Source organism: Caballeronia sp. LP006 (assembly GCF_031450995.1).
In the GTDB taxonomy this organism is placed as follows: domain Bacteria; phylum Pseudomonadota; class Gammaproteobacteria; order Burkholderiales; family Burkholderiaceae; genus Caballeronia.
Genome location: NZ_JARTVW010000002.1, coordinates 402,514 through 426,699, shown reverse-complemented (window position 1 = coordinate 426,699; position 24,186 = coordinate 402,514). Strand labels below are relative to the sequence as shown.

At 62.7% G+C, this 24,186-nt stretch carries 19 protein-coding genes and 1 pseudogene; 9 read left to right on the top strand and 11 right to left on the bottom strand.

Features of this window, described 5'->3' with window-relative positions; translation table 11 throughout:
- Positions 1-126 precede the first annotated feature (126 nt).
- The 4 genes from P9250_RS02700 to P9250_RS02685 all read left to right on the top strand — a co-directional run bounded on the left by P9250_RS02700 (position 127) and on the right by P9250_RS02685 (position 4,776).
- Complete coding sequence (locus P9250_RS02700; protein ID WP_310390955.1) at positions 127-1,836, top strand: dihydroxyacetone kinase family protein; 1,710 nt, start codon at positions 127-129, stop codon at positions 1,834-1,836.
- A gap of 220 nt (positions 1,837-2,056) precedes the next feature.
- The gene (locus P9250_RS02695; protein WP_244831821.1) at positions 2,057-2,815 is read left to right on the top strand and encodes a flagellar brake protein; all 759 of its coding nucleotides are present in this window, start codon (positions 2,057-2,059) and stop codon (positions 2,813-2,815) included.
- 202 nt (positions 2,816-3,017) lie between these two features.
- Complete coding sequence (locus P9250_RS02690; RefSeq protein WP_244831820.1) at positions 3,018-3,461, top strand: DUF2231 domain-containing protein; 444 nt, start codon at positions 3,018-3,020, stop codon at positions 3,459-3,461.
- The gene (locus P9250_RS02685; RefSeq protein WP_310390952.1) at positions 3,454-4,776 is read left to right on the top strand and encodes a sorbosone dehydrogenase family protein; all 1,323 of its coding nucleotides are present in this window, start codon (positions 3,454-3,456) and stop codon (positions 4,774-4,776) included. The genes P9250_RS02690 and P9250_RS02685 overlap by 8 nt, the downstream gene beginning before the upstream one ends.
- Here the strand turns inward: P9250_RS02685 and P9250_RS02680 are convergent.
- Entirely contained in the window at positions 4,773-6,101 is a 1,329-nt protein-coding gene (locus tag P9250_RS02680) for a type II toxin-antitoxin system HipA family toxin (RefSeq protein WP_310390950.1), read from the bottom strand. The two genes, P9250_RS02685 and P9250_RS02680, sit on opposite strands and share 4 nt — an antisense overlap.
- Positions 6,102-6,222: 121 nt before the next feature.
- A pseudogene (locus tag P9250_RS32565) lies at positions 6,223-6,412 on the bottom strand (helix-turn-helix transcriptional regulator); the annotation flags it as partial.
- A 230-nt stretch (positions 6,413-6,642) separates the two neighbouring features.
- Between P9250_RS32565 and P9250_RS02670 the strand changes: the two are divergent.
- On the top strand, positions 6,643-7,605 hold the full coding sequence (locus tag P9250_RS02670; RefSeq protein ID WP_310390947.1) for a bile acid:sodium symporter family protein: 963 nt from the start codon (positions 6,643-6,645) through the stop codon (positions 7,603-7,605).
- 32 nt (positions 7,606-7,637) lie between these two features.
- On the opposite strand, the gene P9250_RS02665 is transcribed toward P9250_RS02670, so the two are convergent.
- Positions 7,638-8,570: a DMT family transporter gene (locus P9250_RS02665; protein WP_250511432.1), complete on the bottom strand. Its 933-nt coding sequence runs from the start codon at positions 8,568-8,570 to the stop codon at positions 7,638-7,640.
- A gap of 253 nt (positions 8,571-8,823) precedes the next feature.
- Between P9250_RS02665 and P9250_RS02660 the strand changes: the two genes are divergently transcribed.
- Positions 8,824-9,978, top strand: a complete 1,155-nt coding sequence (locus P9250_RS02660; protein WP_310390945.1) for an alpha/beta hydrolase — start codon at positions 8,824-8,826, stop codon at positions 9,976-9,978.
- A gap of 76 nt (positions 9,979-10,054) precedes the next feature.
- Here P9250_RS02660 and P9250_RS02655 read toward each other — a convergent pair whose 3' ends face one another.
- Positions 10,055-11,296 carry an MFS transporter gene (locus tag P9250_RS02655; RefSeq protein ID WP_250469873.1) on the bottom strand — a complete coding sequence of 414 codons (1,242 nt, stop codon included), beginning with the start codon at positions 11,294-11,296 and terminating at the stop codon, positions 10,055-10,057.
- A 214-nt stretch (positions 11,297-11,510) separates the two neighbouring features.
- Here P9250_RS02655 and P9250_RS02650 point away from each other — a divergent pair, with 214 nt between their 5' ends.
- A complete protein-coding gene (locus tag P9250_RS02650) occupies positions 11,511-13,223 on the top strand; it encodes an ABC transporter ATP-binding protein (RefSeq protein WP_310391424.1) in 1,713 nt (570 codons plus the stop codon).
- A gap of 12 nt (positions 13,224-13,235) precedes the next feature.
- Here P9250_RS02650 and P9250_RS02645 read toward each other — a convergent pair whose 3' ends face one another.
- From P9250_RS02645 to P9250_RS02635, 3 genes are read right to left on the bottom strand one after another with little or no spacing between them, the layout of a single operon-like run.
- Complete coding sequence (locus P9250_RS02645; protein WP_309964394.1) at positions 13,236-14,099, bottom strand: ABC transporter permease; 864 nt, start codon at positions 14,097-14,099, stop codon at positions 13,236-13,238.
- Positions 14,100-14,109: 10 nt separating this feature from the next.
- Positions 14,110-15,114: an ABC transporter permease gene (locus P9250_RS02640; protein WP_310390942.1), complete on the bottom strand. Its 1,005-nt coding sequence runs from the start codon at positions 15,112-15,114 to the stop codon at positions 14,110-14,112.
- A complete protein-coding gene (locus tag P9250_RS02635) occupies positions 15,107-16,729 on the bottom strand; it encodes an ABC transporter substrate-binding protein (RefSeq protein WP_310390940.1) in 1,623 nt (540 codons plus the stop codon). The genes P9250_RS02640 and P9250_RS02635 overlap by 8 nt, the downstream gene beginning before the upstream one ends.
- Before the next feature lie 262 nt (positions 16,730-16,991).
- Between P9250_RS02635 and P9250_RS02630 the strand changes: the two genes are divergently transcribed.
- Positions 16,992-17,588 carry a carboxymuconolactone decarboxylase family protein gene (locus P9250_RS02630; RefSeq protein WP_310390938.1) on the top strand — a complete coding sequence of 199 codons (597 nt, stop codon included), beginning with the start codon at positions 16,992-16,994 and terminating at the stop codon, positions 17,586-17,588.
- Positions 17,589-17,772: 184 nt separating this feature from the next.
- Positions 17,773-19,092 (top strand): chloride channel protein, encoded by a 1,320-nt coding sequence (locus P9250_RS02625; protein WP_310390936.1) that lies wholly within the window; start codon positions 17,773-17,775, stop codon positions 19,090-19,092.
- A gap of 57 nt (positions 19,093-19,149) precedes the next feature.
- Here the strand turns inward: P9250_RS02625 and ilvD are convergent, their stop codons facing one another.
- The 4 genes from ilvD to P9250_RS02605 form a co-directional block, all read right to left on the bottom strand.
- Entirely contained in the window at positions 19,150-21,009 is a 1,860-nt protein-coding gene (gene ilvD, locus P9250_RS02620; protein ID WP_250469867.1) for a dihydroxy-acid dehydratase, read from the bottom strand.
- A 152-nt stretch (positions 21,010-21,161) separates the two neighbouring features.
- The gene (locus P9250_RS02615) at positions 21,162-21,566 is read right to left on the bottom strand and encodes a hypothetical protein (RefSeq protein WP_250511438.1); all 405 of its coding nucleotides are present in this window, start codon (positions 21,564-21,566) and stop codon (positions 21,162-21,164) included.
- Positions 21,567-21,577: 11 nt separating this feature from the next.
- Positions 21,578-21,850 (bottom strand): RNA chaperone Hfq, encoded by a 273-nt coding sequence (gene hfq / locus P9250_RS02610; protein ID WP_244831805.1) that lies wholly within the window; start codon positions 21,848-21,850, stop codon positions 21,578-21,580.
- Positions 21,851-21,934: 84 nt separating this feature from the next.
- Entirely contained in the window at positions 21,935-24,112 is a 2,178-nt protein-coding gene (locus P9250_RS02605; protein WP_310390933.1) for a response regulator, read from the bottom strand.
- Positions 24,113-24,186: the final 74 nt, after the last annotated feature.

Genomic DNA, 24,186 nt, shown 5'->3' with positions numbered 1-24,186 from the left:
ATTCGTTGTCGAGCAGATGAAGGCATCGTAAAGCGGCTGAATTAGAGAAGAATGAGAGCGCGCGAGCGTTCGCGGCGCGGTCGTTTAACATGATCGCCATCGCTCGAACGCGTCAAGGAGACTGCCATGAAGAAGCTCATCAACAATCCCGCCGATGTCGTGCGCGAGATGCTCGAAGGCGTCGCGCGGCAGTCGCCGCATTTAGCCATCCTCGGCAATGAAAACGTGCTCGTACAGCGCGCGCAGCACGAGGCGAAGGACCGGCAGGTCGCCGTCATCTCGGGCGGCGGCAGCGGTCACGAACCCGCGCACGGCGGCTATGTCGGCGCGGGCATGCTGAGCGCGGCGGTATGCGGTGAAGTCTTCACCTCGCCGCCCACGGATGCCGTGCTCGCCGCGATCCGCGCTTGTGCCGGTCCGCGCGGCGCGGTGCTGATCGTGAAGAACTACACGGGCGACCGCCTTAACTTCGGTCTCGCGGCGGAACTGGCGCGCGCGGAAGGCATTCCGGTCGAAGTGGTCATCGTGGCCGACGATGTCTCGCTGCGCAAACAGGCCGCGCGCAATCAGCGGCGCGGTATCGCGGGAACCGTGCTCATCCACAAGGTCACGGGCGCGGCCGCCTCGCGCGGATCGTCGCTCGAAGAGGTCGCGGCGATCGCGCGCCATGCGGCGGCCAATCTCGGCACCATGGGCGTCGCGCTCGATGGCTGCACGCTGCCGGGAGTCGAAAAGTCCAGCTTCACGCTCGCCGACGACGAGATCGAACTCGGTCTCGGCATCCACGGAGAAAAGGGCGTGGAGCGCACCGCGCCGCTTCCCGCCGACCAACTGACCGACGTTCTGCTCACGAATATCGTCGACGATCTCGCGCTCGAAAGCGGCGAGCGCGTCGCACTGCTCGTGAACGGCCTTGGCGCGACGCCGCAAATGGAACTGGATGTCGTGTTGCGCGCCGCCTTCGACAATCTGTCGCGGCGCGAAATTCACGTCGAGCGTGCATGGTCGGGCACGCTGCTGTCGGCGCTCAATATGCCGGGCTGCTCCGTTTCGCTGTTGCGTGTCGATGACGCGACGCTCGGTCTGCTCGATGCCGCGACCGAATCGCGCGCATGGCCGGGCGGCGGCGCGGTCGGACGGGAAATCCGTATCGCTATGGCGGCCGATACCGTCGCGGAGCGGCCCGGAATCGCGCGGGAAAGCGACGGCGGCTGGGCGCGGGTCATCGAGCCGGCGCTTCAGTCGGTGGCGCGTGCGCTGATCGACAACGAACCGCGCCTGACCGAACTCGATTCCCTCGCCGGCGACGGCGATCTCGGTGCGAGCATGAAACGCGCGGCGGACGCGATCCTCGGCGTGCCGGGATCGGCGCTCGGCACGCCGGACGGCGCGCTTGCCGCGCTCGGGGCGTCCTTGCGCCGGGCGATAGCGGGAAGCTCCGGCCCGTTCTACGCGACGGCGCTCTTGCGCGCGTCGCGCCATCTCGCGGGAGTCGCGCAACCGAAGCCGGCCGATTGGGCCGCCGCGTTCAGGGAAGCGGTGCAGGCCATCAGCGACCTGGGCGGCGCGAAGGCAGGCGACCGCACCATGCTCGACGCGCTGTTCCCCGCATCGGCGACATTCGAAGCGGTATTGAACGAAGGCAAGTCCGCGCGAGACGCCTGGGAAGCGGCTTTATCGGCCGCTGAAGAGGGCGCGCAGGCCACGGCGAGCATGACGCCTCGGGCGGGTCGCGCAAGCTATCTGGGCGAGCGCGCCGTGGGTTCGCCCGATGGCGGCGCGGTCGCGGTGACGTACTGGCTCCGCGCGCTCGCGCCGCATATCGGCGTGCGGTGATCCGCCGCGCGCGGCCGTAACGCGAGGTCCGCGTAACGTAGCAAGCGCCCATCGCTTTGGTTTCCTCATGCCGCCCGAGCCTTGCCCGGCGCGGCTTGCAGGCAATCGGCGGCCCGTGCGCCGCAATTGGCATGGTCTCTGCGTTGTCTGGTGTGCACCGTAGCGCTAGCAACCTGAGAGGCTTGGCGCTAATAAAACCAGACAACGCACGGATAACAAGATGATTGCCGCCACCCTCCCGAGCCTCGACGCCGACCGTACCGCGACCCTTATCGACGAATGCTATGCGCAGCGCCATCCGTTGCAGATTGCGCTTTGCCTGCGCAGCCTTCTGTCGCGCGGCGACTTTCTCACCGTGGAATTCGAAGGCGGGCAGATCGTGACGCAGGTCCTGGACGTCGATTCGCGCAGCGCGCGCTTTGTCTTCGATCTCGGCTGCTCGGATTCCAGCAATGCCGCGCTTGCCCGCGCGGACGCCCTGACGTTGCGCAGCCAGCCATCGGGCATCCAGACGGAATTCACGACCGGGCCGGCCGTAAAAGTGCTTTTCGATGGCCGTCCCGCGTTCGAAGCGCCGATGCCCACGCTGCTGTATTACGTGCAGCGGCGGCAGTATTACCGGGTCGAGACGCCGCTCGTTAATCCGTTCGTCGCGCACGGGCGTGACGAAGCCGGCAATGCATTCCACTTCGACGTAAAGAACCTTTCGCTCGGCGGCGTGGCCTTGCGTGTCTCCGATGACCGCTTCGAAACCGCCGAACGTGGCGGAGTCTGGCGAGGCGTCACCCTGCGGATGGGCCCATTCGGCGAAGTGAGCGTCGACCTCGAGATCGCCGCGCCGCGTTACGAACTCATGCAGACCGGCGAGCGCCGCGCGATTCTCGGTTGCCGCTTCATCGACCTGAGCGGCTGCGCTGAACGCGCCTTGCAGCGAACCATTACGCAGCTCGAACTGAAGCATCTCGGGCGCGGCGTCTGAACCCGTGACACACCGATAGCCGACTGTCACCTGACGGCACGCTTGCAAAGTGGCGAGCGTGCTCGTTGTCTCATCGATCATGTAAGCGTTCCCCAAAATCGGGCATGTGATGTGCTGTTCATACGGAGTCAGAAGGCAATGCACGCCGCCTTCCGCAACCGATGCACGGCCCACTGCCTAATCTTTTTTGGGGTACTCACTCATGAGCACGACCAGCCTGAGATATCGATCGCGGACGGCGACAGCCCTCTTCGATCTACTCAATCCCATTCCCTACGGACTCTTCGTCGGGACGCTGATTTTCGACATCATCTTCGTCATCACCGCCAACGTGTTCTGGGCGAAGGGCGCCGCGTGGCTCGTCACGACGGGGCTCATCCTCGCGATCATTCCGCGCTTCATCAATCTCGGGCATGTGTGGTTCGGCTCACGCCACGTCGTCACGCGCACCGAGAAGCTCGACTTCTGGCTCAACCTGCTCGGCATCATCGCGGCGGTCGTCAACGCGTTCGTGCATAGCCGCGACGGTTATGGAATCGTGCCGCTCGGCGTGATTCTTTCGGTTATCACCGTGGTGCTGTTGAGCGTTGGACATATCGCGCTTGCCTTCGATAAATTCGGCTTCCAGGAGGCGGCTCGTGACTAAGCAAACCACTTTGACGAGCGTTATCGCGCTCTCTATTGCAGCACTCTTTGCGGGATGCAACGAGCACGCCGAATACGACAGCGCGCATCAGGCTGGCGCGAATCCGCCACTGCCTACCGCCAAGAGCTTCTTTACTCCGCCGATGCAAGTCCCGAAGTTCGCGGGCTGGAAAGACAACGAAACGCCCAAGGTCGCGGACGGACTGAAGATCGAGAAGATCGCGTCTGGCCTCGAGCATCCGCGGCAGGTGTATGCGCTTCCGAATGGCGACATTCTCGTGGCCGAATCGGGCAGCCCGAACGCGGAGCCGGTCACCACGCCGAAGCAGTTGATCGCGGGCATGGTCCAGAGCCGCTCAGGCAAGGAATCGAAGGGCGCGAACCGCATCACGTTGCTCAGAAAGCGTGGCGATGGCAGCGGGGAATGGGAAAAGCACGTGTTCATCGACCATCTGCATTCGCCCTTCGGCATGCAGTTGATCGGCGACACGCTCTATGTCGCCGATACGGACGCGCTGCTCAAGTTCCCGTACAAGACGGGCGAAACGAGCATCTCGGAGGAAGGCGTCGAGCTCGCCGATCTGCCTGATCGCGTGAACCATCACTGGACCAAGGCGCTGCTCGCGAGCCGCGATGGCAAGAAACTTTATGTGGGCGTCGGGTCGAACAGCAACGTCGGCGAGAACGGACTCGACGTGGAGTATCGGCGCGCGAACGTGCTCGAAGTGGATGTCGCGACCGGCGCGAGCCGTATCTTTGCGGCAGGCATTCGCAACCCGACCGGCTTGCAATGGGAACCGAAGACGGGGCAACTCTGGACCGTGGCCAACGAACGCGATGAGATTGGCGCGGACCTCGTGCCGGACTATCTGACTTCGGTAAAGGATGGCGCTTTCTATGGCTGGCCTTATAGCTACTACGGCCAGCATGTCGATACGCGCGTCAAGGAGCAGCGTCCCGATCTCGTCGCAAAGGCTATTCCGCCGGATTACGCAATCGGTTCGCACGTCGCGCCGCTTGGGCTGATGTTCTATACGGGCAGCAATTTGCCGGCGCAGTATCGCGGCGGCGTGTTTATCGGCGAGCATGGCAGTTGGGATCGCTCGCCGCTGTCGGGGTATGCGGTGACGTATATCGCGTTCGAGAACGGCAAGCCTGTAGGCACGCCCAAGCCCGTGGTAACAGGCTTCGTTTCCGATGATGAGAAGGAATTGCGCGGCGCGCCTGTCGGCCTGACTCAGGACAAGGACGGCGGACTCGTCTTTGCGGACGATGCCGGCAATACCGTGTGGCGCGTGACGGGCGCGGGCGGCTAGCCTGCGAGCTTGTTGCAGAGACGCCGCATGCCGTTGAAAATCGCTTCGGCAATGTCCATCGGGAAGTCGCGGGGCAGCACGCTCGCGACTTCATCGACGACTTGTTCGGTGCGCGCCGTGACTTCGGCGATCAGCGCTTCGACTTCCGGCGCGGCGAGTCCGACTGTGCGCCCTTGCGCGATCCAGTGACGCGGCAAAATTTCGGCGATGACGTAATGAATGTTTTTGCCATGCACGGCCATGGCGAGTTTCGCGCGCTGCGCGGCAAGCTGATTGCGTCCCCGTCCGATGATCGGATGCGCGGACAGCACGTGATAAAGCGGCGTCGATTCATAACGATTGCCGGGCAGATGCGCGATGCTGAAGTTCTTCGCGTGACCATCGGTGGCTGCGAGCAGCCAGAAAACCAACTGCGCCATGAAGAAGTCGCGCCGGTCGTCGGCCGCGCGCCCCGAGCCCGACAGCACTTCCATGACATGGCCGATTCCCGGTCCGCCATCCGCTTCGTACTTTTGTAGCGCGGGCGTGCCGGTGGCCTGACACATATCTTCTTGCGGGAGCCGCAAAATCCAGCGCTTGTCGCTCGACAGACGGCGATCGAACCGTTCGACGACGAGCACTTTCTGATCTTCGAAGACTTCGATCTCGCACCGCGCGATAGCCAGCCCGAATGCCGCGACGATCTTCGAGCAAAGCCATTCGTTCTCCACCGATGTCCGCATGTCCGCTCGCATGTTGCCGACGAGCCCAAGCGGCAATTTAAAGATGTGCGTGGTCGGCGTGCTGCCCTCGGGCAGTAGCCACTGCTTGCCGCGCCGAAGCAGGGCGGTCTTTTCTTGCGCGCCTGCTATCGAGAGACGCAGGTCATCGAGCGGTTCGTGTTGTCCGAGTTGTGGCATGGCGGTCGTCTCGCGCAGCAGCCGGGCGATCTGCGATTCGCCCATCGCGCGTCCCGTTATGCTTTCGAGATCGACCGGCGTCTCTCCGGGCGGCAGCATTTGAAGGGCGCCGACGCAGTCGCGACCCAACTGTGCGAGCAGCTGAAACGGCGCCGTGCCGCCCGTTCGATAACGCATGGCAATGCGACGGCGGATTGGCTCGCTGTCGGGCAGAAGGTTGTCGAAAAAGTTAGCGACCACTTGCCCGCGATACGGCTGGTTGCCCGGCGTGAACGGCAGCGACAGCGAGAGCGGACGGCCTTGCGGGTCGGCAATCCACTCATCGCGATAGACGAGGCGCTCGCCACCAGTGCTGGATTCCCAGTGGCCGACGGGCAGTCCGTTCATCCACAGATCGAGCCGGTTCGGGTCGGTGCGGCGCGCCATGCTTACCAGTTCTCCCGCTTTTTCGCGGCTCTGGCCCGCGCCGACGTTGCCTTCGCCGCGATTTTCTTCGTGATGGGCGGGGCTTCGTCCGCTATGACGCCATCCGTCAGCATCATCTCGACGCCCAGCACGCGCAAGACTTTGAACATGCGCTCCATGCTTGCCGCAGCGGGATTGGCTTCTAGTTGCGCATAGGTCTGCTGCGTCACGCCCAATTGCGCGGCCATGCTTGCCTGAGTCAGCCCGGCGGCTTTGCGAAAGCCTTTGAGAATGGGCCGCAATTGGCTGAGCGTCTTTACCGGATAGTCCACGAAGATCCCTACAGTCTTAAGACTGTTAACCGTTTGTACAGTCTATGACCTGTTAAAGCAGAAAACAAGTTTTAGACTGTAAAGAGCAAAAACAGCCTAAAACCTGTTTTCTAAAAGTCTGGCCCAATTAAGCATTTTCAGAAGACCTTAGCCCGTGCCGGTTAAAATTCGACGTTTTTCGCCCGCATCGACAGACCACGACACGCCACGACATTCAAGGACCGACTTTCATGCTTGCCCGCATCACCCGCCTGTTTCCGCTCTGGGCCGTTCTGGTCTCGGTTGCCGCCTACTATTCGCCTTCGTCCGTCACGGGCATTGCGCCGCATGTCACCACGCTCCTGACCATCATCATGCTGTCGATGGGCGTAACGCTTTCCGTCGACGACTTCCGGCGCGTCTTCACGCGCCCCGCGCCGGTAATCGCGGGCATCGTGCTGCATTACCTCGTCATGCCGCTTGCCGCGTGGGTTATTGCAAAGGCGTTGCACATGCCGCCCGATCTGACGGCGGGCATGGTGCTGGTTGGCAGCGTGGCGAGCGGCACGGCGTCCAACGTCATGATTTATCTGGCGCGCGGCGACGTCGCCTTGTCGGTGACCATCAGCGCGCTCTCGATACTCGTCGGCGTGTTCGCGACGCCGCTGCTCACGCGCCTTTATGTCGATGCGTCGATCTCGGTCGATGTCCACGGCATGTTGATGAGCATCCTGCAGATCGTCGCGCTGCCTATCGTGGTCGGACTTATCGTGAATCATCTGTTCGAGAAGTTCGTGCGCAAGATCGAATGGCTGCTGCCGCTCGTGTCGATGGTATCTATTCTGCTCATCATTGCCGCCGTGGTCGGCGGGACGCAGAAGAGTATTGCGTCGGTCGGACTCGTGGTCGCATTCGGCGTGGTGATGCATAACGGCATCGGGCTCCTGAGCGGCTATTGGGGCGGCCGCTTGCTCGGCTTCGACGAGGCCGTGTGCCGCACGCTCGCTATCGAAGTGGGCATGCAGAATTCGGGGCTCGCGGCTACGCTCGGCAAGCTTTATTTCACGCCGATAGCGGCCTTGCCCGGCGCCCTGTTCTCCGTGTGGCACAACCTCTCGGGCTCGATGCTCGCGGGTTATTGGGCCGGCCGTCCGGCGAAGGGTTCGACACGCGATACGGATACGGCCGCGGTCGTCGCTGCAAAACGAAACTGACTTGCACGTTGCGTGGTGCGCTTCGAGGCGCGCTAGTTTTTGGCGCCCCGACCTTTCCACGTCGCGATGGCCACACCGAGAACGGCGACGCCCATCGCCCACCAGGCCATTGTCGGCAACACTTCGCCGAGAATGAAGTACGACATGATTGCCGCGCCGGGCGGCACGAAGAAGAACAGCGCCGCTACTTGCGACACCTTTCCGGCGCGTGTCAATGCGAGCAGCAGCGTGATCGCGATCAGCGAGTTGCCGATCACGAGATAAGCGAGCGTGACGGCGAGCGTCGGGTTCCACTGCACTTCCGTGCGCTCGAAGAAGAACGCCATCGGCGCACAGCACGCGAAGCCCACTGCATATTGAACGAGGTTCGACGTGAGCGGGTCCTGTGCCGTGCCCGCGCGTTTCTCGTACAACATCGCGGCCGTGATGCCGATTAGCGCGCCCACCGCGAGCAATACCGGCCCGAGTGCCGATGCGTGCAGCGTGCCGCGCGACAGGATCACGCCGGCCGAGCCGCCAAGCGCGAGTATCAAGCCCAGCCATTGCCGCACGCCGATACGCTCACCGGTCAGCGATGGCGCAAGCACGCTCACCAGTATCGGCTGCAACGAAACGATCAGCGCAAGCCATGACGTTGCAATGCCCGCTGTCATCGACAGATAGCTGAGGCCGAAGTACATCACCTGCACGAGCAGGCCCATGACGACCAGGTAACGCCAGCTTCGCATGTCGCTTGGCCATAGCGGCCGTCTGAACACGCATACGCCTATGAGCACCGCGATGCTGAGCGCAAAGCGTATCGAGAGAAACGTGAGCGGCGAGGCGTAGTGCAGGCCGGTCTTGGCGACGGGAAAGCCCGCGGACCACAAAAGCAAAAAGACGATCGGACCGCCGATGGCAAGCCAGCGTCCGCCATCTTGCGCTGCTTCCTGGGTAACGCGATGCGCGTTCGGCCCCTGTGCCATGTCTCGCTTCCCTTTAGGTTTTGATCGTCTTGCGACCGGAGCAAACGCGCGTTCGACAAGACGTGGACGGTTTAATGCCTTCCACGCATGGCTTTGCCGGGAACAACGTCTGCTCTTGCTTACGAGCTAAGGCACTGTTGAAAGCCTTCGCATGACGAGCACTTTCTCTCACAAAAATAGCATTAGCCGCGTCTTGCACATTCGCGAAGACATTCTCGCGAACCCACGCGCGGACTGCCTACGGAGCCCACCTATGCGTGACCTCGACCTCGATCATAACGTCCGACCCGCCGTTCGAACGCCCGCCCCGAAACTCATGCGTCGTGCCGCATTCGGTGTGGCTGTTTGCTTGTCGTTCTCTCTTGCAGCATGCAACAGCGCACCGGACAAGCCGTCACCCGTGGCGAACGCGGTCGCCAATGCAACCGCGGCCGTGCGCGCGGATGACGACATGAAGACCGTGCTCGACGCTTATGCGGCACTCGATCCGAAGGCCATCGAGAAGGTCGATGTGCCGACGGCGCGCGCTCAACCTACTATCGCCGATGCCGTCAACTCCGTGTTGAAGACGCAGGGTCGCAGCACTTCGCCGCAAGCGTTGGTGCCGGGCGTCACGAGCCGCGACATTACCGTGCAGGGCGCGGCCGGCAGCTTGCCCGCGACGGTGTACAAGCCCGCAGGCAATGGCCCGTTTCCCGTCGTGACGTATTTTCATGGGGGCGGCTGGGTAATCGCGGATCGCAAGGTCTATGACGGCGGCGCGCGCGGACTTGCGAAGGCGGCCAATGCAATCGTCGTATCGGTCGATTACCGGCGTGCGCCCGAGGCGCGCTTTCCCGCCGCGTGGGATGACGCCTTCGCGTCGTACAAGTGGGTGGCAAGCCACGCCGCTTCGCTTGGCGGCGACCCGAAGAGGCTTGCGCTCGCGGGGGAAAGCGCGGGTGGCAATCTCGCGGTCGCGACGGCCATCGCCGCACGCGATGCGAATGCGCCGAAGCCGCTTGCCGTGATCGCCGTGTATCCGGTGGCGCAAACGGGCAGCATGAACACGGAGTCGTATATCGAGAACGCAGTGGCCAAGCCGCTCAACAAGCCGATGATCGCGTGGTTCCTCGACAAGCTCTTGCGCACGCCGGCCGACAAGCAGGACACGCGTCTCGACCTGGTTCACGCCAATCTCGCGGGCTTGCCGCCGGTCACCATCATCAACGCGCGTATCGATCCTTTGCGTGACGATGGCGCGCAGTTGCAGAAGGCGATTGCAGCGGTGAACGGGCCGGTCGATCGTCGCGTCTATGACGGCGTGACGCACGAGTTCTTTGGCACGGCAGCTGTGGTGCAGAAGGCGAAAGATGCGCAGCAGTATGCGGGGACGCGCTTGCAGCAGGCTTTTGGCACGGGTCAGTAAGCGCGGGTGATGTGATTCGCACGCGGGACGGCTTGGATTGTTTCCCGCGTGCGCCTCGTGGCTCATCGGTTGAATGTCATTCCTCGCACGGCACGTTGCAAGCCGCGGCAACAGGCCGTGCCTCCGCGCCGATGCCCGCAAGCGTCGCAAGTCCCAGCAACGCCAGCGCACCGCCCACCATGAAGTCCGTCGGAATGCTCGCGCGATCGACGACCGCGCCGCCGACGAACGAGCCCATCGCAATCGCCACTTGGATGATGCTCACGAAAAGCGCCGATCCCGCCTCCGGATGCTCGGGCGTCGCGCGCTGAATCCACATGCTGAAGCACAGCGGCAGCGCGCCGAATGCAATACCCCACGCCAGCACAACCGCGCTGACCGCGAGCGACGAATGCCGCAGGATCGGCATCAGCAGCAGCGCGAACATAAGGAGCGACACCATCGTGAGAAGCGTGCCCTTGAGATTGCGCTGCACGGCGGACGACGCCGCGAAATTCGAGAAGAACCCGATGATGCCAAAGCCGAGCAGAAGCCACGTGACCGTCGCCATGTCGAGGTGTGCATCGCCGAGCAAGAAGGGCGTTACGTACGTGTAGGAAGAAAAGTGCGCGCCGAAGACGAGCGCCACCATCAAAAGACTTCTGCGCGGATGCGAGTGCTTGAGAAGCGCCGTGAGATCGCCGAAGCGCAAAGCCGCAGCCGATGGCAACGAAGGCACGAGCAACCACTGCGCGACGAGCGCGACGGCAACGAGCCCTCCCGTCGCCAGAAACGACACGCGCCAAGACGCCACGCTCGCGATGAACGTACCGAGCGGCACGCCAATGACCGTCGCGCACGTCACACCGGTGAGAATGGCGGCCATTGCGCGTGCACTGTCTTTCGCCTCGACGAGCCTTCCCGCCGCCGATGTCGCGAGCGTCCAGAAGCCGCCGAGCGCGGCGCCCAGAAGCGCGCGGCCAAGCAGCATGACAACGAGATTCGGTGCGAACGCCGACAGCAGGTTCGAGCACAAGAGCAACGCGGTGAGCAACAGGAACACATGCCGCCGGTCCATGCGTCCCGCGCCGAGCATCAAAGCGGGTGCGGAAATGGCCGCGACGATGCCGGGAATGGTCACCATCAATCCCGCCACGCCGGGGAGAATGTTCAAGTCGTGCGCGACGTGAGGAAGCAATCCAACGGGTAGAAATTCGGTGGTGACGAACGCGAACGCGCCAATCGTCACGGCGGCGACCGCGAGCCACTGACGCAGCGACGAGTTTTTGTCGTCGGTCAGGGGCGTGGCGCGTTCGAGCGTCGAGTCTTCCATCAGCATGGCGTTTTTCGATCCGGGTAAGGAGTGAGTGCGGGCTTATCTTCGAGCATCTTTGCCGGCAACATAACACTGCCTTTCATCTTCTGCACAAGTGACCCAACCGCGGCTTATGGGGCCGGGTTAGCAATGCCATGCATGTTCTTAGCAGAAGTGCTTGGTTCTATTTTTGGCGGCGCTGCGCTACTTTCGAGGCTTTGGCTTTCATCCGCGTCTCATGCCCAGCAACTCCACTTCTCCGCTTCTTCAAGTGCGTCACCTCGATGTCGACTACGGCGCGCATCGCGCGGTGCGCAAGCTGTCGTTCGACATCGCGGCGGGGCAGGCGGTGGCGCTCGTCGGCGAATCGGGCTGCGGCAAGTCCACTACGGCGATGTCGCTCATGCGCCTTCTGCCGAAGCATGCGAAGACCGGCGGCGCGGCGCTCTTCGATGGCATCGATCTTTTGTCGGCGCCGGAACGCAAGCTCGCGGACCTGCGTGGCCACCGCATGTCGATGATCTTTCAGGAGCCGATGACTTCGCTCAATCCCGTGCTGACTATTGGTGCACAAGTTGCCGAGGCGCTGATTCTTCATACATCGATGTCGCGTGCCGCTGCGCGCAAGCGTGCCGTCGAACTGCTCGATCTCGTGCGCATTCCCGAACCCGCGCGTCGGGCGGACGACTATCCGCATCATCTTTCCGGCGGACAACGCCAGCGCGCGATGATCGCCGCAGCCATCGCTTGCGAGCCCGCGCTTCTTATCGCCGATGAACCCACCACGGCGCTCGATGTCACCGTGCAGGCCGGCATCCTGCGTCTGCTCGATAGCTTGCGGCGCGATCTTTCGATGGCATTGCTGCTCATCACGCACGATCTGGGTATCGTGTCCGACTGGGCGGATCGCGTAGTCGTGATGCATGGCGGCGAGGCGCTCGAACAGGGTTCGGCGCGCGACGTGCTCGATCATCCGCGTCATGCCTATTCACGTGGACTGCGCGGCGCGGCGCTGCATCTCTCGGCCGACAAGCATTATCGCGAGGCGCGCTTGCCGGAAATTCGCGCGCTCGCTTCGGCCACGGGCACGACCGATTTCACGCTACATGTGCCGACGCGCGCGGCGCATTCGGCACGGCCCATCGACCACGATGCAAGACCGCTGCTCTCGCTCGACAAGGTCGACACTGCTTACGCGACAGCGCGTGGCACGCGTCATGTGCTGCACGATATTTCCTTCGATATCGCGCGTGGCGAGACGGTGGGTCTGGTCGGCGAATCGGGTTGCGGCAAGTCCACGCTCTCGCGCACCATCATGCGGCTTTTGACGCCGGATGCCGGACGCATCGTGCTCGATGGCTTCGATATCGCGCGGCTGACGCGGCGTGAGCTGGCGCCGCATCGGCACAAGATGCAGATGGTGTTTCAGGACCCTTATGCATCGTTGAACCCGCGCAAGACGGTAGGGCAGATTCTGCATTTCGCGCTCGATGTTCAGGGCACCGTTCCTACCCGCGATCGCGACGCAAGGATCATGAAGATGCTCGATGCAGTCGGTTTGCCTTCGGGCGCGGCGCGTCGTTATGCGCACGAGTTTTCGGGCGGGCAGCGGCAACGCATCGGCATTGCGCGGGCGTTGATACTCGAACCGGCGCTTCTGATCTGCGACGAGCCGGTATCCGCGCTCGATGTCTCTATTCAGGCGCAGATACTGAATTTGCTCAGCGATCTGAAGGATGAATTCGGTCTGTCGATGCTCTTCATCTCGCACGATCTCGCTGTCGTTCGCTACATGGCGGATCGCGTGCTGGTGATGAAAGATGGACGCATCGTCGAAAGCGGCGGGCACGACGAGATCTGGGACGCGCCCCAGCACGCTTACACGCGCACGCTCATTGCATCGGTGGCGGGGCAGCGACAGCGTGCGGGCAGCGATTTCATCGCCGCATAAACAGTTGAGCGCTCAACGCTCCGCATGCAAGCCGAACAAGGAAGCAAGACCATCGCCGAGCAGATTGAGCGCAAGCACCGTGACGACGATAGCAAGACCCGGCAAGGTCGCGATATACCAGTCCGTGCGCAGCACTTCGCGGCCCGCGCCGACCATGTTGCCCCAGCTCGCCACGTTTGGGTCGCCAAGCCCGAGAAACGCAAGCGCGGACTCCGTGAGAATGGCGGTGGCAACCAGCAATGTCGATGACACGAGAACGGGCGTCATCGCATTGGGCAAGACATCCGACACGATGATGCGCAGGTCGCTCGCCCCAAGCGCGATGCTTGCCTGCACCATCTCGCCGTGCCGCAGCTTTTGCGTTTCCGCGCGCACCAGCCGCGCGAGGTTCGGCCACGAAGTCACGCCGATAGCGAGCGCAATCGTCATCACCGAAGGCTGCACGATGGCGACGATGGCGAGCGCGAACAAAAACGGCGGCACCGTCTGAAAGAACACGGTGACGCGATTGATTTCACGATCGAGCCAGCCGCCGAAGTATCCGGCGAAAAGGCCCGCCACCACGCCGATGACGACGCTGATGAACGTCGAAGCCGCGGCGATCACGAGCGAGGCGCGTGCGCCATACAACAATCCCGAGAGGATATCGCGGCCCAGCATGTCGGTGCCGAGCGGAAACGCCGCATCTTGCCCCGGACGCAGAAATGGTTCGGCGACGAGTTCTAGTGGATCTCCGGGACGCAGCCACTGCGCACAGAGCGCGACCGCGATGATCGCCACGAGCAGCACGCCGCCGATCAACGCGGAAGGCGCGCGCAGAAAGCGCAGAGCGGCATGCCAGCGGCGAGGCTTTTGCAGCGCGGAGAGTTGGGACATGGTGCGGTTCTCAGGAAATGCGCGGGTCGAGCCAGCGGTTGATGGCGTCGGTGGCCCAGTTGACGAGGACGACGAGAATCGAGCTGCACAGCAGCACGCCGAGCAGCACGTTGAGATCGCGCCGCACGAGCGCATCGAAAGCGAGCCGCCCAAGCCCCGGCCACGAGAACACCGTTTCGACCACCACCGCGCCGCCGATCACCGAGCCGATCTGCATGCCGAGCATCGTCACGAACGGAATGAGCGCATTGCGCAGCACGTGCACGCGAAAGAGCCGCAACGGCCGCACGCCGCGCGCAATAGCGGTGCGCACATAATCTTCGCGACGTACTTCGATGACGGTCGCGCGAATCAAACGCGCATACGTGGCGACGTAGAAAAGCGCGAGCGTGACAGCGGGAAGAATAAGATGATGTGCGACATCCAGCACATGCGCCCAGCCTGTGAGCTCAGATGAAATGGTCTGCATACCTCCGACCGGCAGCCAGTCGAGCCACACCGAGAACACGACCACCAGCATGAGCCCGGTCCAGAAAAGCGGCGTGGCGAAACAAAGCAGCGAAAGCGTGGAGATGACGACATCGACGAAACGTCCCGCGTACCATGCAGCGAGCGCGCCGAGCAGCAGTCCGACGATGGCCGCGATCAGCACTGCGCTGCCCATCAGCAAAAGCGTGGCGGGCACGCGGTTCCAGATGAGCTGCGCGACGGGCATGCCTTCGCGGAACGAGTAGCCGAGATCGAAGCGCGCGAGATGTCCGAGGTACTTTGCAAACTGCACCCAGAGCGGTTGATCGAGCCCGAACTGCTGACGCAACGCGGCGACGTATTGCGCCGACGCGCCGCCGGATTCGCCCGCGATGACCTGCACGGCATCGCCGGGGGCGAGCCGAAGCAGGAAGAAGTTGACGACCGCAATGCCGAGCACGACGCCCACGAGTTGCCCGAGCCGACGCAACGCGATGGAGAGCCATCGCGCGGTGCGCTTCGTATCGGTCGCGATGAGCTCACTCATGCTTCGAAGGGTCGGTGTACCACACGTTCTTGAACGAGCCATAGACCTGATCGACGCCGCTTACCGTATCGTTGAGGTCGGCCGATTGCACCGTGAAGAAGTGCAGTTCGAGCAGCGGCAGCGACGGCAGATCGGTCTGCACCTGACGCTGGAACGCCTTGAAAAGCGTTACGCGTTCGGCTTGATCGCCGGAGGCTTGCGCATCGCGAATCAGTTGATCGACCTTGGCGTTGCGATACCCCGAACCATTCGTGAACGGAATGTTCTTGCCGATACTGTCCGACTGATACTCGCGCGTCACGCCCACTTGCGGGTCCGAGAAGCCTGCGTACCACTGGATCGTCACGTCGAAATCGCGGTCGCCGTAGATGCGGCGCGTGTAGGTCGGCGTGTCCTGATTGCGGATATCCGCGTCGATACCGATTTTCTTGAACGCTTGCTTGATGAACTCCGCGCTGCGAAGAAACTCGTCACCGTACGGCAGATAATCGATAGTCAGCTTGAAGCGTGTACCGTTGGGGCCTGCCTTGTAACCGGCCGTATCGAGCAGCGAGTTGGCCTTTGCAATGTCGTAGGGATACTGCGGCACGTCGGGCTCGAAGAATTCCTTGAGCGTCGATACGACAGGGCTCACCGCTGGTTTGCCGAAGCCTGACCACACCACGCGGTTATATGCATTGCGATCGATGGCCAGATAAAGCGCCTGCCGCACGCGCGCATCCTTCAACTGAGGACGATCGTTGTTGATGTCGAGAAAGAGCCACGGCGAGAGCCATTCATAACCCTTCGTTTCCACCTTGAGGTTCGGCAGTTTCGCGAGACGTTGCGCGTCGCGAGCGGGTACGGGGCTCAGCGGCGCGTATTGCACTTCGCCCTTTTCGAGCGCGGCGGTGCGTGCGCCGCCATCGGGAATCACACGATAGATCACCTTGTCGAGATACGGCTTGCCCTTGTCCCAGTAGTCCGGATTGCGTTCGAGCAGAATGTAGTCGCCTTTCACCCATTTGCGGAAAATGAACGGACCCGTGCCCACTGGCTTGTTGTTGTACGGATTGTTGAGGACGTCCGTGCCTTCATACAGATGCTTCGGCAACACTTGCGCGCCGTTGCTGTTGAGCGAACTCAGCACGGCAAGCGATGGCTTCGAAAAATGGATGATGACGGTGTAATCGTCCGGCGTATCCACGCGGTCCGCGTTGGCGAACAGAGCCTGATTGCGCGGATGATATTTCTTCCACACGTTTTCGAGCGTCCACTTCACGTCGGCGGAAGTGAAGGGTTTGCCGTCGTGCCACTTCACGCCCTGACGCAGATTCAACGTGAGCGTCTTGCCGTCGGTCGAAAGCGCCCACTTGACCGCGAGTCCCGGCTTGAGATGAAAGTCGTTGTCGTATTCGATGAGGCCGTCGAAGACATTGGTGCTGAAGGTTCCCGTCGGCGACGACGTGCTCAGTGCTGCCGTCAGAATGACAGGCTCGGGCTGCGAGATGACGGTGAGCGTGCCGCCGCGTTTGGGCGTCTCTGCGTGAGCCAGGCTCGATCCCGCGATGAGCGCCACGAATGCGAGCGGGCGCGCCCAACGCTGCCAGAGCCTGAGTGTTGTGCTGGTCGACACGTGCGATTCCTCTTGTTGTGATGTTGCGCGATATTTGCGTAGTGTTGATTCGATGTTGCGGTAGATGGCCGCTGCAAGACAGGGCGAGCACCTTGCGGGATCGCGAACGATAGCAACGACTCGCCACGTGAGGAACCAATAAAAAGTGCTGTGCATATGACGTAGCATGCTTCGCATCGGTGCGGCGGATGAGCGCTGCGCGGCCACGAAGAATGGTGTACGTTTCGTGTCTCGCCTGGCTTTCATATCGAACGGATCGCACATGACTCATCAAGCCGATGTCCGCGCGCTCGCCGCGCTCGAATCACGTAACGCGCATGCTGGGGCGTTTCGCCGTCTCTCGCAGGCGCATTGGAGCGACGGTCGTCTGTCGAGCCGCGACAAACATTTGGTCGCTGTGGCGGTGGGACAGGTGACGCGCTGCGAGTACTGTATCGAGCATCACGCGGAGATCGCGAAGCGCCTGGGTGCGTCGCTCGATGAGTTGCTTGCCGCTTCGTATATCGCTGCGGCGCTAGAGACTTTCGGGCGCGGGGAAGTAAAGATCGATGCCGCCTTCACGTTCGAACAACGCGAGTCGGTGATCAACGGCACGGCTATCGGCGCGGGCCGCGATACGTTCGCAAGCACCGTCTTTCGCGACGACACCTTGCCGCGTGAATTGCGCCTCGTGAGCGCCGCCGCTGTCGCGCAAGCGCAAAATCACGAGCCGTTGCGGCGGTCGCTGCACGCGCTTGCCATCGAAGCAGGCGTCACATCCGAGGCGCTCGAAGAAGCCTACGCGGTCGCGATCATTCTGCGTGCGGGCGCGGTCTACGCGCATACCTTGCCTATCGCGAGATTGTTCGAAGCGAAGTGATGCAAGCCGGGGTCGATTCATCGTGGCCCGGCTTGTCTTTATCTCGAAATAGCTACTAACGGTCTTTCGCCAACACTTCAGGGAATCGCGCAAAGCCGTGCGAATAGAAAAGCAACGCGCTTGGTTCGGAGAGCCTGCAAGTCAGGCGCGATACTCTATGGTTTTTGCGCTCAACGTGACCGAGATGACACCGACTTCGCCTGGCAACGGCTTGGCTTCGGCCAGCAGGTTTATCGTCGTGACCGTGCTCGTGGGTGTCGGCGCGGGCATCGGCGGCATGTTGCTCGCGTTGTTGCTGCACGCCATTCAGCACATCGCGTTCGGCTATAGCCTCGATGCGGTCATCAGCCGGGAGAGCTTTCTCGAAGGCGTGACGGCCGCGCCACCCGAGCGCCGGCTCGTCGTGCTTACGGTGTGCGGTCTCGTTGCGGGAATCGGCTGGTGGTGCGTGTATCGCTTCGGCAAGCCGCTCGTGAGTATCCGCAAGGCCGTCAAATCGGACGATCCGCGTATGCCGGTGATCATCACGCTCGCGCATACGGTGTTGCAGATCGTCACGGTAGCCATGGGTTCGCCGCTCGGCCGTGAAGTCGCGCCGCGCGAGATCGGTTCGCTATGGGCGGGATGGCTCGCGCATTACGCGGGACTCACGCCCGCGCAGTCGCGCATCATGGTGGCGTGCGGCGCGGGTGCGGGGCTCGCGGCGGTCTATAACGTGCCGCTCGGCGGCGCGGTGTTCGTGCTCGAAGTGCTGCTCGGCACCTTCGAATGGTCCATCGTCGCGGCGGCGTTCGCGACCTCGGCAATCGGCGCGCTGGTAGCGTGGGTCGGTCTCGGCGATGAACATCAGTATCGGTTGCCCGCGCTCGCCTTCAATGCGCAGATCGTCGTGTGGGCCGTGGTCACGGGGCCGCTTTTCGGCGTCGCTGCCTGGGTGTTCGTGCGGCTGACATCGGCGGCGCGCAATGCCGCACCGCGCGGCAATGCATTGCCGGTGCTTGCACTCATCAACTTCGCGATGATCGGCGCGCTCTCCATGTATTTCCCGCAACTCGTCGGCAACGGCAAGGGGCCGGCGGGCCTGTCGTTCGACAATCAGATGACGCTCGGGCTCGCCGCCGTGCTGCTCGTGCTCAAGGTGATGGTCGAAGTGAGTACGTTGCGCGCGGGCGCGGAGGGCGGTCTGCTCACGCCGGGGCTCACGAACGGCGCGCTGCTGGCCGTGATTCTCGGTGGCGTGTGGAATGTGCTCTGGCCGGGAACGTCGCTTGGCGCGTTCGCTGTGGTGGGGGCGGCAGCGTTCCTGGGGGCATCGATGCAGATGCCGTTGACGGCCATCGTGCTGATGATCGAATTCACGCGTTTCAGCCAGGACTTTCTGATTCCGGCTGCGCTCGGTATTGCGGGTTCGACGGTGGCGTACCGGGCGGTCGAATCCTACGCGGCCCGCGCGGTCGCACGGCCGGAGCAACCGGCCAATGGCGTCGACGGGATCACGCCTTGATACATCGCGGGCTTCGCGCGGTAGCACCGCACGCCGCCGCCGAAGCCCGCGACGACCTCAATCGTCCAGCAGCGAAGCGTCCCGCACCGCGCCCTTATCCGCCGACATCACGAGCTTGGCGTAAGCCTTGAGCGCGGTCGATACCTTGCGCGGACGCGGCGCGGCCGGCTTCCAGCCTCGGGCGTTCTGCTCTTCGCGGCGGCGCGCGAGCTCGTCATCCGACAGCAGCACGTCGATGGTGCGATTCGGAATGTCGATGCGAATCTTGTCGCCATTGCGCACGAGGCCGATAGCGCCGCCCGCCGCCGCTTCGGGCGAGCAATGACCGATTGACAGCCCCGACGTGCCGCCCGAAAAACGCCCGTCCGTGAGAAGCGCGCACGACTTGCCGAGCCCCTTGGACTTGATGTAGCTCGTCGGATAAAGCATCTCCTGCATGCCGGGTCCGCCCTTCGGACCTTCGTAGCGCACGATCACCACGTCGCCCGCCTTGACCTTGTCGTTCAGAATGTTTTCGACCGCCTCGTCCTGCGATTCGGTGACATGAGCCGTGCCTTCGAACACCAGAATGCTCTCGTCCACGCCAGCCGTTTTCACCACGCAGCCGTCCAGCGCGATATTGCCCGTGAGCACCGCCAGTCCGCCTTCGCGCGAGAACGCGTGTTCATACGAGCGGATGCAACCTTCGGCGCGATCCGTATCGAGACTCGGCCAACGCGTGTTCTGGCTGAAGGCCACTTGCGTCGGCACGCCTGCGGGACCGGCCATGTAGAAGGTCTTCACGGCATCGTCGGGATTGCGCTTGATGTCCCACTCGTCGAGCGCGTCCTTGAGCGTGTGCGCGTGGACCGTCGGCACGTCGGTATGCAGCTTGCCCGCGCGATCCAGTTCGCCGAGGATAGCCATGATGCCGCCCGCGCGATGCACGTCCTCGATGTGATACTTGTTCGTGTTCGGCGCGACCTTGCACAGTTGCGGCACGACGCGTGAAAGGCGGTCGATGTCCGTCATGGTGAAGTCGATTTCCGCCTCGCGTGCAATGGCCAGCAAGTGCAGGATCGTGTTGGTCGAGCCGCCCATGGCGATGTCGAGCGTCATCGCGTTTTCGAACGCCTTGAAGCCGACCGAGCGTGGCAGCACGCGGTCTTCCTCGTGCTCGTAATACTGCCGCGCCAGACCGACGATACGGCGCCCCGCGCGCTTGAAAAGCTGCTCGCGATCCGCGTGCGTGGCGACCACCGTCCCGTTGCCCGGCAGCGACAGACCGAGCGCTTCGGTCAAGCAGTTCATCGAGTTGGCCGTGAACATGCCCGAGCACGAACCGCACGTCGGGCACGCGGAGCGTTCGACCTCGGCGACATCGGCGTCGGAGTAGGAGGCGTCGGCGGCGATCACCATGGCATCGACCAGATCGAGCTTCTTGAACTCGATTGCCTTGGTCTTCGGATTGGCAAGATGCGTCTTGCCGGCTTCCATCGGTCCGCCGGACACGAAGACAACCGGAATGTTGAGGCGCATGGCGGCCATCAACATGCCCGGCGTGATTTTGTCGCAATTGGAAATGCAGACCATGGCGTCGGCGCAGTGCGCGTTGACCATGTACTCGACCGAATCCGCGATGATCTCGCGGCTCGGCAGCGAATACAGCATGCCGTCGTGACCCATGGCGATGCCGTCATCGACCGCAATGGTGTTGAATTCCTTGGCGACGCCGCCCGCCGCCTCGATCTCGCGCGCGACGAGCTGACCGAGATCTTTCAGGTGAACATGTCCGGGAACGAACTGCGTGAACGAATTGACGACGGCGATGATCGGCTTCGAAAAGTCTTCGTCTTTCATGCCGGTGGCGCGCCACAGCGAGCGCGCTCCCGCCATGTTGCGGCCGGCGGTGGAGGTTTTGGAACGGTATGCGGGCATTGTGATTTCGAGGAGTCGCGGGGAAGAATGCGGGCCAGGGGATGAGCGGCCGGACATGCGCCCGTGCGAACGACCTTTTGAGCTTCGCCGCGGGCAATCCCGATATTATCCCACAGGCCCTGAAACGACCGCTGGATGCGGCTTTGGCGGTTTTATCGCGATACGGGCGGCTGGGGTGGCCGGGGTGGCGTTACCCACATGGCGCTCGGCACGATGAAATACTGCGGCGCATTGCGCGTGGAGAGCGTGCCAGTAACGGCGATAGGGACCCGCACCGGAGGCGGCGGCACGCCAATGAGCTGTATGCGCGGGACCATGAGCCGTCCCAGCGCGTCCTGCGAAAACCGCCTGTCCACGACGCACAGGGGCGGGTCCATTGCGAGCATCCAGGCGGTCCTGACGGAGCCATCGCTCGATTCCACGTCTTCACGCACGGCGGTGCCGAAAAGCGTGATTGCCGTGCCGACGGGATAGCACGCCACGTCGGCCCGGACCGCGCCGGCCCACAACCACAGTGCAACAAACAGGGAGCCGGTCTTCACGGATAAAGTGCGCAACGCGTTGTTCGTTACGCGCGTCGCGGACGCTGCACGCGCGCCATCGGCGTACGTTCGTCCGTCCTTCTCGGCGGCAGCGTATGCGGCTCGCACACCGTGGAGATCGCGTTCTTGTAGATGGCCTGCGAGCCTACCGGCGACTGCACGGCAATGACGTACTGATCGAAAGACTCGATGACGCCGGTGAGTTTTATACCGTTCACGAGAAAAACCCAGACGGTTTTTCGTTCGGCTATCAGGGCATCCAGGAATGCGGATTGAATTTCATGTTCGACTTGTGACATAGCGGCCATCCTCGACTTGCGTTATTCGCCTAAAAATTGTTATCACAGGGGCGTATCTGTGTAGTAAAGCATATGTGCCGGCGCTCATTCCGGGTAAGTCATCGGTACTCCGGTAAGGAGCGCCCTGAGGTCGTCGGTATTAAACGGTTTCGCCAGAACGGTTACACCCAGGCGACGCGCCTCGGCGAGATGATCAGCGTAACCTGTCATAAGCACGACCGCTTGCCGGGGCAAATGTTTTCTTATCCATTCGGCCAGGCAAATTCCGTCGCAGCCCGGCATCTGAATGTCGGACAGTACCAGAGTGAATCGGTTTCCCTCCTTTAATACGCGCATGGCCGCGTCTCCGTCCGACTCGTGGCGCGCTTGCCAGCCGAGCACGTCCAGCACCGCGACGAGTCCCGCCGCCACTTCCTCGTTGTCCTCGACCAGCAGCACGGACGTCTCATTGTCGATCAAAGGCACGCTGACCGGTTCCGCTTCGTCTGCTTCGAGCGGCGCGGCGCCCGTCCAGCGTGGAAGGTAGATGAAAACGGTCGTGCCTTTTCCCCATGTCGTCTCCAGTCGCGCCGTGCCTCCGGCTTGCTCGGCCATGGCCAGTACCTGAGCGAGTCCGAGGCCCGTGCCCGCGCCCGCTGCCTTCGTGGTGAAGAGCGGCTCGAAAGCCTGGTGCGCCACTTCGTCGCTCATGCCGGTTCCGGTGTCGCGGCTTTCGATCACCACGTAATCGCCGGGCGGAACGCTGTAGCGCCGGCTGCTGAACGAGGCATTGCGCGCGGTGACGATGAAATGGCCGCCGCCACGCATCGCGTCTTTCGCATTGACGGCAAGATTGACGAGCGCGGACGTGAGCTCGACAGGATCGACCTTGACCATCCAGAGCGCGTCCGGCGCATTGATTTGCACCGTGATCTTGCTGCTCATGGCCGAATGGAGCAGCGGCTCCGCCTGTTCGAGCCAGCGGTTCAGATTGAGCACGCGCTGTTGCAACGGCTGCTTGCGCGCGACGCTCATCAGCCGGCGAGCCAAGACTCGCGCATTGATGGACGCGCGCTCGACCGCGTTCACCTCGTTCCTGACGCCAATATAGTTCTTGCGCCGCACGAGCTCCATGTTGGCCGTGACGACCATCAGCAGGTTGTTGAAGTCGTGTGCCACGCTCGCCACGAGATTACCGAGCGCGCCCATGCGTTGCAGATGCCGCGTCGCGTCTTCGGCGCGCTGGCGCATCGCCAGTTCGCGGCGCCAGTTGAGCCAAGCCGCTTCTTCCGCCTTGAGGCGGCGCAGCGAGAATACGACGAGAAACCACAAGCAGACGCATGGCACGAGCGCGAGTCCGGCCACCAGCATGTCGTCGTGCCACCAGTCGTGTATCACGTCGCTCATCGCATAACTCGCCGATACATAGACCGGGTAATTCGATGCCTCGCGAAACGCCATCATGCTCTGGCCGCCATCGAGCGGTGAGTCGCCTCGCATGGAGCCGATGGACACCCTGCGCGCGAACGCGTTGGCGAGCGGCACATGATGCGTCGGCGCATTCATGAGCTTCGGCGCCGGCAGACGCACGAGAATGCCGCCGTCCTGTCGATACAGACCGAGCGTAAGTCGAGGATTGTCCACGAGAAGCTGGCGATAAAAGTCGAGCAAATAATTACGGTCGAGCGAAACGACCACCGCGCCAATAAAGCGCCCGTCGCTCGCGGTCCGCGCAACGAGTTCGTTCACGATATCAAGGCCTGCCATCCGGCCGCGCACCGGCATCGACACATACAGCGGTGCGTGAGCGGCGCGCGTGGCCAGAAAGTCGTCCCGGTCGCCTATCGATACGGCAGGCGCGGGCATCTGCTTACTTGTCGCGAGTATTTGGCCGGTTCGTCCAACCACGGAAAGCGCCGCCACGTGCGGCAGCTTGGTGACGAGCGCACTCAGCGTGTCGTGCAACTGCACCTGTTGGGTGCGCAGCGTTACCTCGTCGGTCGAGCCGATTGCCTCTCCGACACGTGCAAAAAGTTCGCGATTCAGATCGAGAAGGTTGACGAGCTTGCACTCGGCGATCCACGCAAGACGGTCGAGCGCAATCTGCTTTTCGTGAATGGCGCGATCGTACGTAACGTAGCCGTACAATGCCGCGCACAGCAGGGGAACCGTAACGGAGGTGACGAGCGCGGCCATGAGTCGCCGGCGCGCGGTCTGGAAGTCGGGGGTATGTCTCGAAACTTCGTCGGATGCGTCTTTGGAGGACGTGGCGGCGCCGGTCATTGAAGACCTCCGGACGAGCGCACCCGATTAGCCATGTCGGATGGCGGGCCGATATTGGTACGCATGTCACTGTC

What these genes read in the sequence shown, in the direction of transcription:
- P9250_RS02650 (WP_310391424.1), top strand. Translation starts at nt 11,511, where the DNA reads ATGCCCAGCAACTCCACTTCTCCGCTTCTTCAAGTGCGTCACCTCGAT.
- P9250_RS02695 (WP_244831821.1), top strand. Translation starts at nt 2,057, where the DNA reads ATGATTGCCGCCACCCTCCCGAGCCTCGACGCCGACCGTACCGCGACC.
- P9250_RS02670 (WP_310390947.1), top strand. Translation starts at nt 6,643, where the DNA reads ATGCTTGCCCGCATCACCCGCCTGTTTCCGCTCTGGGCCGTTCTGGTC.
- P9250_RS02655 (WP_250469873.1), bottom strand. Translation starts at nt 11,296, where the DNA reads ATGCTGATGGAAGACTCGACGCTCGAACGCGCCACGCCCCTGACCGAC.
- P9250_RS02690 (WP_244831820.1), top strand. Translation starts at nt 3,018, where the DNA reads ATGAGCACGACCAGCCTGAGATATCGATCGCGGACGGCGACAGCCCTC.
- P9250_RS02630 (WP_310390938.1), top strand. Translation starts at nt 16,992, where the DNA reads ATGACTCATCAAGCCGATGTCCGCGCGCTCGCCGCGCTCGAATCACGT.
- ilvD (WP_250469867.1), bottom strand. Translation starts at nt 21,009, where the DNA reads ATGCCCGCATACCGTTCCAAAACCTCCACCGCCGGCCGCAACATGGCG.
- P9250_RS02605 (WP_310390933.1), bottom strand. Translation starts at nt 24,112, where the DNA reads ATGACCGGCGCCGCCACGTCCTCCAAAGACGCATCCGACGAAGTTTCG.
- P9250_RS02660 (WP_310390945.1), top strand. Translation starts at nt 8,824, where the DNA reads ATGCGTGACCTCGACCTCGATCATAACGTCCGACCCGCCGTTCGAACG.
- P9250_RS02700 (WP_310390955.1), top strand. Translation starts at nt 127, where the DNA reads ATGAAGAAGCTCATCAACAATCCCGCCGATGTCGTGCGCGAGATGCTC.
- P9250_RS02680 (WP_310390950.1), bottom strand. Translation starts at nt 6,101, where the DNA reads ATGGCGCGCCGCACCGACCCGAACCGGCTCGATCTGTGGATGAACGGA.
- P9250_RS02645 (WP_309964394.1), bottom strand. Translation starts at nt 14,099, where the DNA reads ATGTCCCAACTCTCCGCGCTGCAAAAGCCTCGCCGCTGGCATGCCGCT.
- P9250_RS02665 (WP_250511432.1), bottom strand. Translation starts at nt 8,570, where the DNA reads ATGGCACAGGGGCCGAACGCGCATCGCGTTACCCAGGAAGCAGCGCAA.
- hfq (WP_244831805.1), bottom strand. Translation starts at nt 21,850, where the DNA reads ATGTCACAAGTCGAACATGAAATTCAATCCGCATTCCTGGATGCCCTG.
- P9250_RS02625 (WP_310390936.1), top strand. Translation starts at nt 17,773, where the DNA reads ATGACACCGACTTCGCCTGGCAACGGCTTGGCTTCGGCCAGCAGGTTT.
- P9250_RS02640 (WP_310390942.1), bottom strand. Translation starts at nt 15,114, where the DNA reads ATGAGTGAGCTCATCGCGACCGATACGAAGCGCACCGCGCGATGGCTC.